At 71.4% G+C, this 15,340-nt stretch carries 20 protein-coding genes; 8 read left to right on the forward strand and 12 right to left on the reverse strand.

Going from position 1 to position 15,340, the window contains the following annotated elements:
- Positions 1 to 4: 4 nt before the first annotated feature.
- Complete coding sequence (locus BFN33_RS16235) at positions 5 to 463, reverse strand: nuclear transport factor 2 family protein (protein WP_069760772.1); 459 nt, start codon at positions 461 to 463, stop codon at positions 5 to 7.
- A 106-nt stretch (positions 464 to 569) separates the two neighbouring features.
- On the opposite strand from BFN33_RS16235, the gene BFN33_RS16240 reads away from it, so the two are divergent.
- Entirely contained in the window at positions 570 to 1,121 is a 552-nt protein-coding gene (locus tag BFN33_RS16240) for a TetR/AcrR family transcriptional regulator (RefSeq protein ID WP_069760773.1), read from the forward strand.
- 2 nt (positions 1,122 to 1,123) lie between these two features.
- On the opposite strand, the gene BFN33_RS16245 is transcribed toward BFN33_RS16240, so the two are convergent.
- The gene (locus tag BFN33_RS16245; protein WP_069761119.1) at positions 1,124 to 1,795 is read right to left on the reverse strand and encodes an FMN-dependent NADH-azoreductase; all 672 of its coding nucleotides are present in this window, start codon (positions 1,793 to 1,795) and stop codon (positions 1,124 to 1,126) included.
- A 66-nt stretch (positions 1,796 to 1,861) separates the two neighbouring features.
- Between BFN33_RS16245 and BFN33_RS16250 the strand changes: the two genes are divergently transcribed.
- Positions 1,862 to 2,779 (forward strand): sigma-70 family RNA polymerase sigma factor, encoded by a 918-nt coding sequence (locus BFN33_RS16250; protein ID WP_069760774.1) that lies wholly within the window; start codon positions 1,862 to 1,864, stop codon positions 2,777 to 2,779.
- Here the strand turns inward: BFN33_RS16250 and BFN33_RS16255 are convergent.
- Together BFN33_RS16255 and BFN33_RS16260 are read right to left on the reverse strand one after the other, a co-directional pair.
- On the reverse strand, positions 2,754 to 2,954 hold the full coding sequence (locus BFN33_RS16255; RefSeq protein ID WP_069760775.1) for a ferredoxin: 201 nt from the start codon (positions 2,952 to 2,954) through the stop codon (positions 2,754 to 2,756). The genes BFN33_RS16250 and BFN33_RS16255 overlap by 26 nt on opposite strands.
- 11 nt (positions 2,955 to 2,965) lie before the next feature.
- Entirely contained in the window at positions 2,966 to 4,165 is a 1,200-nt protein-coding gene (locus BFN33_RS16260; RefSeq protein WP_069760776.1) for a cytochrome P450, read from the reverse strand.
- 231 nt (positions 4,166 to 4,396) lie between these two features.
- On the opposite strand from BFN33_RS16260, the gene BFN33_RS16265 reads away from it, so the two are divergent.
- Positions 4,397 to 4,846, forward strand: a complete 450-nt coding sequence (locus BFN33_RS16265; RefSeq protein WP_069760777.1) for a nitroreductase family deazaflavin-dependent oxidoreductase — start codon at positions 4,397 to 4,399, stop codon at positions 4,844 to 4,846.
- 63 nt (positions 4,847 to 4,909) lie between these two features.
- Here BFN33_RS16265 and BFN33_RS16270 read toward each other — a convergent pair whose 3' ends face one another.
- Positions 4,910 to 5,881 (reverse strand): cation diffusion facilitator family transporter, encoded by a 972-nt coding sequence (locus BFN33_RS16270; RefSeq protein WP_079140850.1) that lies wholly within the window; start codon positions 5,879 to 5,881, stop codon positions 4,910 to 4,912.
- A 95-nt stretch (positions 5,882 to 5,976) separates the two neighbouring features.
- Here BFN33_RS16270 and BFN33_RS16275 point away from each other — a divergent pair, with 95 nt between their 5' ends.
- Positions 5,977 to 7,014 (forward strand): glutathione S-transferase family protein, encoded by a 1,038-nt coding sequence (locus BFN33_RS16275; protein WP_069760779.1) that lies wholly within the window; start codon positions 5,977 to 5,979, stop codon positions 7,012 to 7,014.
- Position 7,015: 1 nt separating this feature from the next.
- On the forward strand, positions 7,016 to 7,312 hold the full coding sequence (locus BFN33_RS16280) for a DUF4235 domain-containing protein (RefSeq protein WP_020117129.1): 297 nt from the start codon (positions 7,016 to 7,018) through the stop codon (positions 7,310 to 7,312).
- A 1-nt stretch (position 7,313) separates the two neighbouring features.
- On the opposite strand, the gene BFN33_RS16285 is transcribed toward BFN33_RS16280, so the two are convergent.
- The 3 genes from BFN33_RS16285 to BFN33_RS16295 form a co-directional block, all read right to left on the reverse strand.
- The gene (locus tag BFN33_RS16285) at positions 7,314 to 7,706 is read right to left on the reverse strand and encodes a VOC family protein (RefSeq protein WP_069760780.1); all 393 of its coding nucleotides are present in this window, start codon (positions 7,704 to 7,706) and stop codon (positions 7,314 to 7,316) included.
- Between the two features lie 78 nt (positions 7,707 to 7,784).
- Positions 7,785 to 8,252, reverse strand: coding sequence for a pyridoxamine 5'-phosphate oxidase family protein (locus BFN33_RS16290; RefSeq protein WP_069760781.1), 468 nt, complete (start codon positions 8,250 to 8,252; stop codon positions 7,785 to 7,787).
- Between the two features lie 25 nt (positions 8,253 to 8,277).
- Positions 8,278 to 8,832, reverse strand: coding sequence for a GNAT family N-acetyltransferase (locus BFN33_RS16295; RefSeq protein ID WP_256122767.1), 555 nt, complete (start codon positions 8,830 to 8,832; stop codon positions 8,278 to 8,280).
- Between the two features lie 67 nt (positions 8,833 to 8,899).
- Here BFN33_RS16295 and BFN33_RS16300 point away from each other — a divergent pair, with 67 nt between their 5' ends.
- Positions 8,900 to 9,262: a DUF1304 domain-containing protein gene (locus BFN33_RS16300; RefSeq protein WP_069760782.1), complete on the forward strand. Its 363-nt coding sequence runs from the start codon at positions 8,900 to 8,902 to the stop codon at positions 9,260 to 9,262.
- Positions 9,259 to 9,822: a TetR/AcrR family transcriptional regulator gene (locus BFN33_RS16305; RefSeq protein ID WP_069760783.1), complete on the forward strand. Its 564-nt coding sequence runs from the start codon at positions 9,259 to 9,261 to the stop codon at positions 9,820 to 9,822. The genes BFN33_RS16300 and BFN33_RS16305 overlap by 4 nt, the downstream gene beginning before the upstream one ends.
- Positions 9,823 to 9,829: 7 nt before the next feature.
- Here the strand turns inward: BFN33_RS16305 and BFN33_RS16310 are convergent, their stop codons facing one another.
- Both BFN33_RS16310 and BFN33_RS16315 read right to left on the reverse strand, forming a co-directional pair.
- Positions 9,830 to 10,687 (reverse strand): hypothetical protein, encoded by an 858-nt coding sequence (locus tag BFN33_RS16310; protein WP_069760784.1) that lies wholly within the window; start codon positions 10,685 to 10,687, stop codon positions 9,830 to 9,832.
- Between the two features lie 31 nt (positions 10,688 to 10,718).
- Complete coding sequence (locus tag BFN33_RS16315) at positions 10,719 to 11,678, reverse strand: GlxA family transcriptional regulator (protein ID WP_069760785.1); 960 nt, start codon at positions 11,676 to 11,678, stop codon at positions 10,719 to 10,721.
- Between the two features lie 71 nt (positions 11,679 to 11,749).
- Here BFN33_RS16315 and BFN33_RS16320 point away from each other — a divergent pair, with 71 nt between their 5' ends.
- Positions 11,750 to 12,700 (forward strand): NADP-dependent oxidoreductase, encoded by a 951-nt coding sequence (locus BFN33_RS16320; protein ID WP_069760786.1) that lies wholly within the window; start codon positions 11,750 to 11,752, stop codon positions 12,698 to 12,700.
- Between the two features lie 4 nt (positions 12,701 to 12,704).
- Here the strand turns inward: BFN33_RS16320 and BFN33_RS16325 are convergent, their stop codons facing one another.
- Both BFN33_RS16325 and BFN33_RS16330 read right to left on the reverse strand, forming a co-directional pair.
- Positions 12,705 to 13,811 (reverse strand): NAD(P)-dependent alcohol dehydrogenase, encoded by a 1,107-nt coding sequence (locus BFN33_RS16325; RefSeq protein ID WP_069760787.1) that lies wholly within the window; start codon positions 13,809 to 13,811, stop codon positions 12,705 to 12,707.
- Positions 13,812 to 13,853: 42 nt separating this feature from the next.
- Positions 13,854 to 15,308: an aldehyde dehydrogenase gene (locus BFN33_RS16330; RefSeq protein WP_069760788.1), complete on the reverse strand. Its 1,455-nt coding sequence runs from the start codon at positions 15,306 to 15,308 to the stop codon at positions 13,854 to 13,856.
- Positions 15,309 to 15,340: the final 32 nt, after the last annotated feature.

The following is a 15,340-nucleotide window of genomic DNA, read 5'->3' on the forward strand; positions in this document are numbered from 1 at the left end:
AACCCTACTGAAGCGGGAAGGACAGCCCCCGCTCGGTCTCGGGGCGCGGCCCGTGGATCCGGCGCTCCTTCTCCTCGATCGGCACGTCGTTGATGCTCGCCTCGCGCCGGGTCATCAGCCCGTGCTCGTCGAACTCCCACAGCTCGTTGCCGTACGACCGCCACCACTGCCCTTCGGTGTCCTGGCACTCGTACTGGAAGCGGACCGCGATGCGGTTGCCGTCGTAGGCCCACAGGTCCTTGCGCAGCGCGTACTCCCGCTCGCGCGCCCACTTCGCGGTGAGGAACTCGACGATCTCGGCGCGCCCGGTGACGAAGGTGCCGCGGTTGCGCCACACGGAGTCCTCGGAGTAGGCGAGCGCCACCCGCTGTGGATCGCGGGTGTTCCAGGCGTCCTCGGCGGCCTGCACCTTCTGGGCGGCACTCTCGCGGGTGAAGGGCGGCAGGGGTGGGCGGTCGGTCATGTCATCCTCCGTGGCCGAAGCGGCCGGGACAGGGGAGAACGTGCGTTCTCCAGGCTGCCTGCTACCGTAGGAGAACGCTCGTTCTCACGTCAAGGAGTGGTCGTCCATGGACAGCGCAGTGGCCCGCGAGCGGGCGCTGGACGCCGCCGAGGAGCTGTTCTACGGGCGGGGCATCCAGTCCGTCGGCATGGACGACATACGGGGCGCGTCCGGCGTCTCCCTCAAACGGCTCTACCAGCTGTTCCCGGCGAAGGAGCAGCTGGTGGAGGCCTATCTGGAGCGGCGGGACGGCCGGTGGCGGGGCCGGCTGGCCGAGTTCGTGGAACTCCGCTCGACCCCTGAGGAACGGATCCTCGCGGTCTTCGACTGGCTGGCGGAGTGGTTCGGCGAGGAGGGCTTCCGCGGCTGCGCGTGGATCAACTCGTACGGCGAGCTGGGCGCGACCTCGGACCGGGTGGCGGCCCAGGTCCGGGCGCACAAGAGGGCGTTCGCGGACTATCTCGCCTCACTCGTGGCCGCCGCGGGACGGCCCGCGGCGCTGGCCGGGCCGCTCTTCCTGCTCGCCGAGGGTGCCATGGTGACGGCGGGCATCACGCGGAGCACACGGCCCGCGACACAGGCCCGGGAGGCGGCCCGGACGCTGCTGCAGCCGCGCTGAGGTCAGGCGGCGGCGAGTGCCGTCACCTGCTCGCGGGCCCGGGTGAGGGAATCCTTCGCGAGATCCCTCAGACCCGCCAGGTGCGGCAGCAGACCTGCCAGGGTGAGTTCGGCTGCCACGACACGCAGGTGCCGTACGCCGAGCTCGCCGAAGTAGGCCTTGAGGTAAGGCGTTTGGAAGTCGTACGACTCCCGCGGCGTCCCGGGGCCGTATCCGCCGCCGCGTGCCATGACCACGACCACACGGGTGTCCCGCAGCAGGCTCTCGCCGGTGTCGGGATCGGCGTACGCGCCGGGGAAGGTCACGCGGTCGATCCAGGCCTTCAGGGACGCGGGGATCGAGAAGTTGTACATCGGGACGCCGAACAACACCGTGTCCGCGGCGAGCAGTTCGTCGATCAGAGGCAGGGTGTGGGCCCACTCCTGTTCCTCGGCGGCGTTCTCGACGAGCGCCGGCACCTTGTCGGGCGGGACGAAACCCTCACGTTCCACTCGGCGGCCGAGAGTGGCGTAGGCCGGGCCGAGCGCGGGGACCGGGTCGGCGCACAGGTCCCGGTGACGGTAGGGGGCCGCGCTGTTGCGGGCCCGCCATGTCGTGGCGAACAGGCCGGTCAGGTGCCTGCTGACGGAGTCCTCGGCCGTGTCGGCGCTGGAGTCGATGTGCAGGAGGGTCATGTCGGTCACCTCGGTGCTCTGGGAAACGTCAGTGGGATGACGGGACACGACGGAGAAAGGTGACCGATGGACGGGCACGACGGGCCGACACGGCGGTTCCAGGCCGACCGCGGGCGGCTGCGGGCGCTGGCGCACCGCATGCTGGGCTCGCTCGACGAGGCGGAGGACGCCGTGCAGGAGGCGTGGCTGCGGCTGGAAAGGGACGGCGGCGACGGCATCGACAACCTCTCCGGCTGGCTGACGACCGTAGTCTCCCGGATCTGCCTGGACATGCTGCGCTCGCGGGCGACGCGGCGCGAGGAGCCGTACGGCCAGGAGGTGCCGGAACGGGCCGGTACCGGCTCGCCCGCGTCCCCGGAGGAGGAGGTCGTGCTCGCCGATTCGGTGGGGCTCGCCCTGCTGGTGGTGCTCGACCGGCTGGGCCCGGCCGAGCGGGTCGCGTTCGTGCTGCACGACCTGTTCGGGGTGCCCTTCGAGCACATCGCCCGCATTCTGGACCGCTCTCGGCCCGCCGCGAAGAAGCTCGCCAGCCGGGCCCGGCTGAAGGTCCGGGGCACGCCCGCCGTCCCGGAGGCCGAGCTCGGCCGACACCGGCAGCTGGTCGAGGCGTTCCTGGCCGCCGCGCGCGGCGGTGACCTGGACGGGCTGCTGCACATCCTGGCCCCGGACGTGGTGCGTCGGGCGGACCCGGCCGCGCTGCCGCCCGGGGTACCGGTGGAGCTGCGGGGCGCCCACGCGGTGGCCGAGGGGACCGTGGCGCTGCGCGAGCGGTCCCGGTTCGCGGCCGTCGCCCTGGTCGACGGGGACGTCGGCCTCGTCGTCGCGCCGCGCGGGCGGCTGCGGTCCGCGCTCACCGTCACGGTCGAGGGCGGGCGGATCACCGCGTACGAGGTCGTCGCCGAGCCTGCCCGGCTGCGGCGGGTCGAGTTGGGGGKGCTCGACCCGCCTGGCCGACGGATCAGCTTGCCGTCTCCGACACGGTGATGGCGGTGACGGGGCATGCCCGGGCGGCCTCCCGGGCCATGGGGTCGCCGCCGCCGTCCTCACGGCCCGGCAGGAGCGTGCTGAAGCCGTCGTCGTCCTGGGTGAAGACGCCGGGTGCGGCCAGCGCGCACTGGCCCGCCCCGATACAGGCGTCCCTGTCGATGTCGATGTGCATGGGCGGGCCTCTTACCAGGTCACGGGGAGTTCCAGCATCCCCTGGATCGTGTCGCCGGGTTTGAAGGGGATCTCGTCGGCGGGCGCGGCGAGGCGGAGGGTGGGCAGCCGGTCGAAGAGGGTACGAAGGGCGATCTCCAGTTCGGCGCGGGCGAGGTTCTGGCCCAGACACTGGTGGATGCCGAAGCCGAACGCGATGTGGTGGCGGGCGGGGCGGTGCCAGTCCAGGGTGTCCGGGTCGGCGTAGACGTCCTCGTCGCGGTTGACGACGGAGGTCGAGAAGACGACTCCCTCGCCCGCCCGGATCGTCGCCCCGGCCACCTCGATGTCCTCCAGGGCCATCCGCAGCAGTCCGTCGGCGATCGACAGCATGCGCATCAGTTCCTCGACCGCGTTCGGGATCAGCGCGGGGTCGGTGCGCAACTCGGCCAGTCGGTCGGGGTGTTGGAGGAGGGTGTAGGTGCCGAGCGAGATCATGTTGGCGGTCGTCTCGTGGCCGGCGACCAGCAGGATGATCGCCAGCGCGATCAGTTGCTCGCGGGTCAGCTCCCCGTCCCGCAGCTGCCGGTGGACGAGTTCGTCGAGTACGCCGTCGCCCGGTTCCGGCTGTTTCTGTTTGTGGTCGATCAACTCGTCGAAGTAGTCCTCAAGTTGGTCGCGGGCGTCCATGACGTCCTCAGCTGCGGGACCGCGCAGCAACCGCCGGGACTGCCCTTCGAAGAAGTCGTGGTCGGTGTAGGGCACGCCGAGCAGGGCACAGATCACGGTCGAGGGGACGGGCAGCGCGAAGGCGTTCACCAGTTCGGCGGGCGGTCCCTGGGCGATCATCGCGTCGATACGTTCGTCGACGATCCGCTGGATGCGGGGACGCAGTTCGGTGGCCCGCCGGAGTGTGAAACTCGGGACCATCATGCGTCGCTGGACTCGGTGCTCCGGGTCGTCGACGCCCAGCAGCGCGGTCCTCCGGTTCCGGACCGCCGCGAAGCGTGCCGTGGGCGCGGGAAAGTCGTCGCGGGTGCGGTCGGTGGACAGCCGGGGGTCGGCGAGCAGGGTGCGGGCTGTGTCGTGTCCGGTCACCAGCCAGGCCTGACGGCCGTCGAAGAGGGTGACCCGGGACAGCGGGCGGGCGGCGCGCAGGGGTTCGTAGCCGGTGGGCGGGTGGTAGGGGCAGGTCCGGTCCTGGGGGAAGGCGACAGGTTCCGTTTCCGTCATGGAAGACCTCGCAGACGATGGGTGCGTCGTGCAGATCTCCATTAGATGCTCGGGGCATCTACAGGGCGACGACAAGTTCGGCCAGATCGGTGGCGGGGGCCATCTGGCCGGAGATCGACGCCGTCGGGTGGTTCCGGGTGCAGATCGACGTACGGGGGGATGATTACGGTTCAGGACGGTGTTGCTGTCCTGAACGAGACCCCCCTACCAGACGACGAGGAGAGGGAAACCATGCCTCTTGAGGGCGAGTACGAGCCCAGCCCGACCCAGTGGGTGCGTGAGCAGGTGGAGCTGTACGAGAGCTCCGGCGGCACCAAGGGGAACACGCTCATGGACACGGGGCTGCCGGTCATCGTGCTGACCACCCGTGGCGCGAAGAGCGGCAGCATCCGCAAGACCCCGCTGATGCGTGTCGAGCACGACGGGCGTTACGCGGTGGTCGCCTCGCTGGGCGGCGCGCCCAAGCACCCGGTCTGGTACCACAACGTCAAGGCCGACCCGCATGTCGAGCTCCAGGACGGCGCGGTCAAGCGGGACTTCACGGCCCGTGAGATCACCGGCGCTGAGAAGGACGAGTGGTGGGAGCGGGCCGTCGCCGCGTACCCGCCGTACGCCGACTACCAGAAGAAGACGGACCGGGTGATCCCCGTCTTCGTTCTGGAGCCCGCCGAAGAGGGCTGAGCGACTTCGGGAAAAATCTTCCGTCGAAGACGCATGAACCGGTTTCGGCCGGGCACCCGTGCGTCAGGCCCCGCCGCGTTCCCCCGTCGCGGCGGGGCTTTCTCGTGCCTCCTCGGCCGGCCGGTCGGTCACGTCGAGGAAGATCTGGTCCGCCTCGGGCACGGTCCGGGCGACGGACCGCTTGATGCGTACGGCGACCTCCTCGACGCGTTCGCTGTCCAGGCCCGGCATCAGGTCCACACGGGCGGCCACCAGGAGCGAGTCCAGCCCCATCTTCATGGTGAACAGCGCTTCCACGCTGTCGATCTCGGGCTGTGCGTCCAGCAGGGCCCGGATGCGGGCACTGGCCTCCGGGTCCGCGGCCTCGCCGATCAGCTGTCCCATGGCCTCGCGTCCGAGCCGGTAGGCCACGTAGACCAGCAGTACACCGATGGCCAGGGAGGCGGACGCCTCCCACACGACCTGCCCGGTGACCATGTGCAGCGCCATGCCGGCCATGGCGAGGCTCACGCCGAGCACCGCCGTGCCGTCCTCGGCGACGACCGTGCGCAGGGCGGGGTCGCGCATGCCCTGGGCGGCCCCGCCCTGCTTGTGCACCTGGTGCAGCGCCCGCAGGAGCGAGATCCCCTCGGCGATGAAGGCCACACCCAGCACGATCAGGCCGGCCACATAGCCGCTGAGCTTTTCCTCGGCGCCGTTGCGAAGCGCCTCGATGCCCTGGAAGACGGAGAAGCAGCCGCCCATCACGAAGATCCCGACGGCCGCGATCAGCGACCAGAAGAACCGCTCCTTTCCGTAACCGAAGGGATGCCGCCGGTCGGCGGGGCGACGGCTGCGGCGCAGGGCGGCCAGCAGGAAGACCTCGTTGAGGCTGTCCGCGACGGAGTGCGCCGCCTCCGACAGCAGCGCCGGCGAGCCCGCGAGCAGGCCGCCGACGGCCTTGGCGACCGCGATCACCAGGTTCGCCGCGAGGGCCACCAGCACGGTGACGCGTGTTTTCCGGTCCGCTGTGTTGTTCCTCGATGTCCCGCTCACCTTCGCCGACTGCCCGGCTCCCCGGCACTCACACCGTGCCGACTCCCGAAAACGGGGAACGCGTCCACCAGGACATGCGTAGGACGGGAGGAACCATGAGCAGCGCCGACGACGGCAACAGCTCGTACGGCCAGAAGGCGTTCAAGCGGTCCAAGAGCCATTTCGCGGACCGGGTCACCGCCGACGGCCGGGACGGCTGGCCGGTGGAGGCCGGCCGCTACCGGCTGGTGGTCAGCCGTGCGTGTCCCTGGGCGAGCCGCGCGGTGATCTCACGACGGCTGCTCGGACTGGAGGACGCGCTGTCGATGGCGATCGCCGATCCGATCCAGGACGACCGCAGCTGGCGTTTCACCCTGGACCCGGACGACCGCGACCCGGTGCTCGGCATCCGCTACCTCAGCGAGGCCTACGACCGGCGGGAGAGCGACTATCCGGGCGGGGTGAGCGTGCCCGCCCTCGTGGACGTGCCCAGCGGGAAACTCGTCACCAACGACTACCAGCAGCTCACCCTGGACCTGGCCACCGAGTGGACGGCCCTGCACCGTCAGGGTGCGCCCGACCTGTATCCGCGTGCGCTGCGCGACGAGATCGACACGGTGATGGCGGAGGTGTACGAGGACGTCAACAACGGTGTGTACCGGGCGGGTTTCGCCACCGGTCAGGAGGAGTACGAGGAGGCGTGCGCGGGCGTGTTCCGCCGGCTCGACCTGCTGACCTCGCGCCTGGCCGGGCAGCGTTATCTCGTCGGGGACACCCTCACCGAGGCGGACATCCGGCTGTTCACCACGCTGGTGCGTTTCGACGCCGTCTACCACGGTCACTTCAAGTGCAACCGCTGGAAGCTGGCGGAGAACGAGGTGCTGTGGGCGTACGCCCGCGACCTCTACCAGACGCCGGGATTCGGCGACACCGTCGACTTCGACCACATCAAACGGCACTACTACCAGGTGCACACCGGCATCAACCCGACCGGCATCGTGCCGCTCGGGCCCGACCTGGCGGGCTGGCTGACGCCGCATCACCGTGAGGAGCTCGGCGGCCGTCCGTTCGGCGACGGGACCCCGCCGGGGCCGGTGCCGACGGCCGAGGCGGTCCCGGCGCACCACCGACCCACCACTGAGCAAGGAGATTGACGTGGCAAAGAAGAAGAAGCTGCCCCTCGCCTACAAGCCCCTCGGCTTCGTACTCGGCTGGACGAGCGGAACGCTGGCGGGACTGGCCTTCCAGAAGACCTGGAAGGCCATCCGGCACGAGGACGACGCGCCCGACGCCCTGGACCGTGACCGCGGCTGGGGAGAAATCCTGCTGGCTGCGGCGGTCCAGGGCGCCATCTTCGCCGTGGTCCGCAGCGCGGTGGACCGCGCGGGCGCCACAGCCATCGAACGCTCCACCGGAGTCTGGCCGACCGACGAGAAGGGCGGCCGGGACTGACTCAGCCCTGCTTGGGCGCGGTCGGTGTGACCAGGCGCACGGTGAAGGAGTGGCCGGCGGGGTCGGCGTAGCCGCGTTCCTCGTACGGCCCCGACACGTCCTTCGTCTCCAGGGGGCGCCCGCCGAGCTCCACCACCTTGCGCTCCGTCGCGTCCAGGTCGTCCACCACGAAGTCGATGTGGGCCTGGAGGGAGTTCTCGGGACGGGGCCAGCTCGGCGGCGTAGCGTTCACGTCGCGGCGGAACCCGAGCCGGAAGCCGTCCGCGCCCCTGATCTCCACGCGGTTGGCGGTCGCATCCGTCTCCTCGGCGTCCAGCAGCTCCTTGTAGAACACGGCGAGCTTCTCGGGCTCGGCACAGTCGAGCACGACGACCCCCGCTTTCACCAGTGCCATGTCTCCTCCGAAGGGTTCGGCCACGGGGTGTTGGCGCCCCGCGGCCTTGTACCTTGCGGATATCCCGGGACGGCCGATTCAGTCGGCGGCCAGCCACTGTCCGTCCCGCATCAGCTCACGCCCCGTGAGCTCATCGGCCTCCCGCCAGGCCTGCACCCGCTGCGGGTGGACCCTGAAGTACAGGTAGGGCGTGGCGAGTCGACGGGGGTCGAAGCCGGTTCGTTTGGCGAACCGGTCCCCCTCCTCGCCGGTCAGCTCGGCCTGGGTGACGGTGTCGACGGTGCCCTCGATCATCACGACGTCCCGGGTGGGCCCGAGGCCGAGGCGCACTCTGCCGGTCGCCTTGAGGTTCCGCCCGGTGGGGCTGCCGGCCGGGGTGGCCAGGAGGATGGAGGAGCCGTCCCAGAGGAACGAGAGCGGGACGAGATACGGCACACCCGAGCCGTCGGCCGGGGCCGTGGCGACCCAGACGTCCTGGTCGTGCTCCAGTCGGTTCAGGGTGTCCTGCTTACGCTGCCTGGTGGTGCGTGCGGGCTGTGCGGCCATCGGCGGGCGTCCTCCTGCTGGATCATCAAGTGACGGCATCAGTCTGGCCGTTCGAACCGGCTTCCACCTCCGCCTTTCGGCCTAGGACGTGTCGCAGCGTCACGGCGTGGGCCCCGAATCCCTGGCGCTCGTAGAAACGGATCGCCTCCGGGTTGGCCGCATAGGCGGCGACCTCCGCCTGCACGGCCCCCTGCGCCCCGGCCCAGGCCAGGAACTCCTCCACCAAGCGGGCGCCGACCCGCGCGCGCCGATGGGCCGGGCGGACGTACAGGCCGTTCAGCACGGCCGACTTCACGGGCCGCACGGCCGACGGTTCGGTCACGGATCCCGTCAGATGTCCGACGACCTCACCGTCGTGATCCACCACCAGGACGAATCGCGCCGGGTCCGCCAGCGCCTCGGTGCAGGACGCGGCCCCGTGCTCACGCGGCCAGTCGATGTCGACGCTCGCGTCCCTGGTTCCGGCGTCCTCGGCGAACAGGCCCGCGCTGGAGGCGACCAGTCCCGGGATGTCGTCGGGGCGGGCGCGGCGGACGGTCAGGTCTTGGTCGGTCGTGGCGCGCACGCTGGCGGTCGGCACTGACAGGTGGACTTCCTGAACGGTTGTCCAGCTATAGTGGACACACGTCCAAGAAGTAGGGAAGCTGATGGAGATCCTGGCCGATGTGCTGGTTGCCCTGGTGGCGGCGCTGCACGTGTACATCCTGGTGATGGAGATGTTCCTGTGGCAGAAGAAGCCGGGGATGTCCTTTCACGGCTTCGACCCTGAGATGGCCCGGGCCACCGCCGCCATGGCCGCAAACCAGGGGCTGTACAACGGCTTCCTCGCGGCGGGACTGGTGTGGGGGCTCGTGGCCGGGGATCCGACCGGGTTCCGGGTGCAGGTCTTCTTCCTGGTGTGCGTGATCGTCGCGGGTGTGTACGGCGCCGTCACCGCCAACGTCCGGATCCTCGCCGCCCAGGCCCTGCCCGGCGCGCTCGCCCTGGCGGCCGTGCTCGCGGCGCGGTGACCCGCGCCGCACCCGAGGACCCGCGGGCGGCCCGCACCCGGGCGCGGCTGCGGGAGGCGCTGCTCGCGGAATGCGCCGAGCGGCCGCTGGAGGAGGTCGGCGTGGCCGCGCTGGTGCGGCGGGCCGGGGTCGGCCGGGCGACCTTCTACGTGCACTACGACGGCCTGGAGGCGCTCGCCGTCGACGCCTGCGCGGACGTCGTACGGGACGCCGTGGAGGCGCTGCACGCCTGGCGCGGGCGGCCCGACCCGGTGCACGCGCCGCCCGCGCTCGCGGAGTTCTTCGGCTCGCTCACCCCGCACACCGCTCTGTACCGGTCCCTGCTCGCGCCGGGCGGCGGCGGCCCCCTCGGCAGGGTCCTGCACCGGGACCTGAGGGCCTACAGCCTGCGGGAGCGCGAGCTCGCGGGCGCGGCGGACGCCCCCCTGGTCGCCTCCGCGGTCGCCGCCACCTTCGCCGGCGTACTGGCCGACTGGCTGCACGGCCTGCTCGACGCCGGCCCAGCCGACATCGCCGACCAGGTCTGGCAGTTGCTGGTCGCGCTGCATGCGAGCCGGTGACACCGGATCACTTGCAGGCCACATGTTCCTTGAGCAGGGGCCAGGCCTCGACGCCGTCGGCTGTGCGGACGTATGCCGTGCGTCGGTCGTCGGTCAGCCACAACTGCCGGTCCGCGTATCGGTATCCGGTGTCGTGGGCGCCGGCCGGCAGGTCGGCCGAACCGTCGTAGGCCGTGGTGAGCATGCCGGGGTCGAGCAGGCCCTCGGGGTCGCGGGCGTACGTCCGTTCTTCGAGGTCCAGGAAGTGCAGCTCACGCCGGCCGCAGTGGTCGTCCCCGGGACCGCTGCTCACCTCGGTGGTGGGCACGCGCTCGCCCGCGCGGTCGGTCCAGATCTCGTAGCCGTGGGAGTCGGTCCAGTCGGCCGGGAGCTCGGACGGGTCGCAGGACGCGCTGGTCTCCGGGCCCCAACCGGGCCTTCCCCGCTGGTCCTTGGCGACCACGACCGCCACCTTGGTCCGGCCGTCGACGTCGTACGAAAACAACACGCGGTCCGTCTCGCGGCGCTCGACGCGGTAGCCGGCTCGGGGGTCGCCCGGGTCGAACACGTCGAAGTACAGCTTCAGCCCTTCCTCCGGGCTGTCCCCGCCGTCGTCCCTGCTCCAGCCGTCGGGGCCGTTGCCGTTGTGGATCTCCCCAGCGCACTCCAGGGCCCGGCCCGCGGCCCCGGAGGCGAGCCGCAGCGCCTGCGGGGTGTACTCGCCCAGTTCCCTGGTGGGGACGTTCAGCGGCCCGTCGTAGGGTGCGCTCGGCGCCGCACCGTCGACGACCACGTCGTCCCCGGAGTCACACCCCACAACCACCATGACCAGCACCGCCGTCAGCCCTATGCGCGCCCAGGCCCCCCTTGCTCCGCCCGCTCTCATGCTCCTTCGACGCCGCGGGACACCGGAACGTTCAGCGCGCCGCCGTCTGGAACGTCCGCCGGTACACCTGCGGCGACACCCCGATCGCCGCGTGCAGATGCTGTCGCAGGGACGCGCCGGTGGCGAAACCGACGCGGCCGGCGATCTGGTCGACCGCCAGGTCGCTGGACTCCAGCAGGTGCCGGGCCCGGGCGACGCGCTGCTGGATGAGCCAGCGGCCGGGGCTCATGCCCACCTCGTCGTTGAAGCGGCGGGCGAAGGTGCGCAGGCTCATCCGGGCGTGGGCGGCGAGGTCGGCCAGGGTCAGGGGCTCGTCGAGGCGCTCCAGCGCCCAGGCGCGGGTCCCGGCGGTACTCGCGGCGCCCTGTTCCGGGACCGGCTGCTCGATGTACTGGGCCTGGCCGCCGTCCCGGAACGGCGGGACCACACAGCGGCGGGCCACGGCGTTGGCGAGTTCGCTGCCGTGGTCCTTGCGGACGAGGTGCAGGCAGATGTCCACGCCGGAGGCGGCTCCGGCCGAGGTGAGGATGCTGCCGTCGTCGACGAAGAGCACGTCGGGGTCGAGGTCGATGTGCGGGAACATACGCCGGAACTGGCCGGCGAGCTGCCAGTGGGTGGTCGCCCGCCGGCCGTCCAGGAGACCGGCCGCGGCGAGGATGAAGGCGCCGGTGCAGATGGAGACGATCCGGGTGTCGGGGCGGACGTACGCGAGGGCCTCGCGCACCTCCTCAGGGAGCTCGGCGGGCATCCGCTCCGGCGAGACAGGGGTGATCACCACGGTGTCGGCGGTGGCCAGGATCTCGGGCCCGTGCTCGACGCCGATGGTGAAGTCGGCGTTGCTGCGCACCGGTCGGCCGTCGACCGAACAGGTCAGCACCTCGTACCGGCCGTCGGCGGCGCCGAGGATCCGGCTGGGGATGCCCAGCTCGAAGGGGTACACGCCGTCCAGGGCCAGCACCACGACCCGCTCGGTCCGCTCCACATGTCGCATGGCACGATCCTATCGAAGCTTGGCAATCATGCCATTTCCCGGACGGGCGGAGCCGGGCAGGCTGGACGACCATGAGCACTGTGAACACCATGCGAGCCATCAGCCAGCGCGCCCTCGGCGGTCCCGAGGTCCTCGAGGTGATCGAGGTCGAGCGCCCCGAGCCGCGGCCCAACCAGGTACTGGTCCGGGTGCGGGCGGCCGGCCTGAACCCGACCGACTGGAAGCACCGCGCCACCGGCGGCTTCCTCGGCGAGCCGCCGTTCGTCCTCGGCTGGGACGTCTCCGGCGTGGTCGAGGCGGTCGGCATCGGGGTCGCCACCTTCAAGCCCGGTGACGAGGTGTTCGGCATGCTGCCGTACCCCTGGGGCCACGGTTCGCACGCCGAGTACGTGATCGCGCCCGTGCGGGCCCTCACGCACAAGCCGTCGTCGATCGACCACACACAGGCCGGCGCGCTGCCGCTGGTGTCGCTGACCGCGTGGCAGGCGCTGGTCGAGAACGCGGAACTCCGGCCGGGGCAGCGGGTGCTGATCCACGCGGCGGCCGGCGGGGTGGGCCATGTGGCCGTGCAGATCGCCAATGCGCGGGGCGCGCATGTGATCGGTACCGCGAGCGCGGGCAAGCACGACTTCCTGCGCCAGCTGGGCGCCGACGAGGTGATCGACTACCGGGACACGGACTTCATCGAGGCGGTGAAGGACGTCGACGTCGTACTGGACACCCTGGGCGGCGAGACGTCCGTGCGTTCACTGCGGGTGCTGCGGCCGGGCGGGATCGTGGTGTCGATCCTGCCGGTCGGCTCGGACGAGTTCGGCGAGGAGGCCGAGCGGCTGGGCGTCAGGGCCGTGCGGATGCTCGTGGACGCCGACCGCGCCGGGATGAACGCGATCGCGGAGCTGGTGGAGAAGGGCGAGCTGCGGCCCACGATCGCGGGGACCTTCCCGCTGGCCGATGCCGCCGAGGCACATGCGCTGGGCGACACCGGCCGTACGAAGGGGAAGCTGGTCCTGGTGGTCGACTGAACCGTCAGAACGTCAGCACGGGCTTGATCGCCTTGCCCGCGCGCATGTCCCGCACCGCCTGGTCGATGTCCGCGAACGGATAGGTGCTGATCAGGCGGTGCAGCGGGAGGCGCCCCTCCTTCACCAGACGGACCAGGGCGGGGATGAAGCTCTGGGTCTCGGCGTCGCCGAGGGTGAGGCCGACGACCCGCTTGCCGCCGAGGAGCCCGTTGACGTCGAGGGAGACCTCGGTGCCGAACGGCGGGGCGCCCACGACGACGACCGTGCCGCGGGCGCCGAGCGCGTCGACGCCCTGGCGCAGGACGTCGACGTTGCCCGTGGTCTCCACGATGCCGTCCGCGCCCTGACCGCCGGTGAGGGCGGCGAGCACCTCGCCGAGGTCCTCCTCGGCCGCGTTGACGGTGTGGGTGGCGCCCAACTCCCTTGCCAGGGTGAGGCGTTCGCCGAACCGGTCGACGGCGACGATCGTCGTGGCGGGGCTGAGGGCGGCGGCCATGACGGCGGAGAGGCCGACCGCTCCGGCGCCGAGCACGACGATCGTGGATCCGGTGACCGGCTTCAGGACGTTCCATACGGCACCGACGCCGGTCTGCACTCCGCAGCCGAGCGGGGCGATGGACTCCAGCGGCACGTCCTGGTCGACCTTGACGAGGCTGCGCTCGTCGACCAGGGCGCGCTCGGCGAACGAGGACTGGCCGAAGAAGTGCCCGCCGAGCGGCTCGCCGTCCCGGCTGATGGTGCTCGTGCCGTCGGCCCGGCGGCCGCCGATGAGGTTCAGCGGCAGCCAGGTGGCGCAGTAGGCGGGGTGGCCGCCGTCGCAGTTGCGGCAGTCGCCGCAGGAGGTGAAGGACAGCACGACGTGGTCGCCGGGGGCGACGCCGGTGACGGCCGGTCCGACGGCCTCGACGACTCCCGCGCCCTCGTGTCCGAGGACGCCGGGCAGCGGGAAGGGCAGTCCGCCGCTCGCCACCCCGAGGTCGGTGTGGCACAGACCGGTGGCGACCATGCGGACGAGCGCCTCGTGCGGTCCGGGCTCGTCGAGCTCGACGTCGGAGAGGGTGAAGGGTGCTCCGCCGGACTCGACGACGGCGGCGCGGGTGGTGGTGGGCATCGTACGAACTCCCTGTGTCTTCAAGCGTGTTCGGGCGCGCGCTCAGTCGAGCGAGACGACGACGGACTTGACCCTGGTGTAGGCGTCGAGCGCCTCGGGGCCGTACTCGCGGCCGTAGCCGGAGTCCTTGACCCCGCCGAAGGGCACCGCGGGGTCGAGCATCGCCCAGTCGTTGACCCAGACGATGCCCGCCTGGAGCCGGTCGGCGACCCGGTGCGCGCGGGCGAGGTTCGTGGTCTGGACGCCCGAGGCCAGGCCGTACGGCGTGGAGTTGGCGAGGGCGACGGCCTCGTCCTCGTCGTCGAAGGGCTGCACGGTCAGCACCGGTCCGAAGATCTCCTCCTGCACGACCCGGGAGTCGTTGGAGAGGTCGGCGATCACCGTGGGCTTGTAGTAGAAGCCGCCGTCCAGATCGAGGCGCTCACCGCCGCAGACGATCCGGCCGCCCTCCTTGCGGGCCAGGTCGACGTACTCCTCGACCTTCTTCAGGTGCTTCTCCCCCGCCATCGGACCGACGACGGTCCCGGGGTCGCGCGGGTCGCCGACCGGCACGCCGGGCACGGCGTCGGCGAGGATGCCCAGCAGGGTGCTGTGCACCGAGCGGGCCACGAGCAGGCGCGGGCCGCCCATGCAGAACTGGCCGGTGTTGAAGACGAACGCCTTGATGATCGCGCCGACCGCCTTCTCCAGGTCGGCGTCCTCGAAGACGATGTTGGCCGCGTTGCCGCCGAGTTCCATGGTGACGGGCTTGAGCGCCTCACCCGCGGTGGCCGCCACGTGCCGGCCGATCGCGGTGGAGCCGGTGAAGGCGACCTTGTCGACCCCGCGGTGGCGCAGCAGGGCCTCGCCGGCCACCGGCCCGGTGCCGGTGACCACGTTGACGACCCCGTCGGGGACGCCTGCCCGCTGGAGCAGCGCGGCCATGTAGAGGGCGCTGAGCGGGGTCTCGTCGGCCGGCTTGTGCACGACCGTGTTGCCGGCGGCGAGCGCGGGGCCGATCTTGGAACCGGCGAGGATCAGCGGGAAGTTGAACGGGGTGATCGCGGCGACCACGCCGAGCGGCTCGCGTTTCGTATACGCGAGGGCGTTCATGGGCGTGTTCCGGACGGAGCCGTCCAGGGAGTGGGCGAGGGCCGCGAAGTGCTCGTAGTCGTTGGCCGCGTTGGTCACGTCCACGGCATGGCACAGCGAGATCGGCTTGCCGACGTCCAGGCTTTCCAGTTGGGCGAGTTCGTCGGCGTTCTCGCGGATCAGCTCGGCGACCCGGTGCAGGATCCGGCCCCGCTCGCGACCACTGAGGCCGGACCAGGCGCCGCCGTCGAAGGCCTCCCGGGCGGAGCGGACGGCCGCGTCCACGTCGGCGGCGCCGGCCTCGGCGACGGTGGTGACGACCGCGCCCCGGGACGGGTCGAGCACCTCGGTGCGTGCGCCGTCGGCGGCCTCACGCCACTGGCCGCCCACAAACAGGCGTCCGGGTTCGATCTCGATGGGGGACATCGCCGCTCCTCAGCTTCGTCGCTAAGATTTCA

This window comes from Streptomyces sp. LUP47B, from assembly GCF_001746295.1.
Taxonomy (GTDB): Bacteria; Actinomycetota; Actinomycetes; order Streptomycetales; family Streptomycetaceae; genus Streptomyces.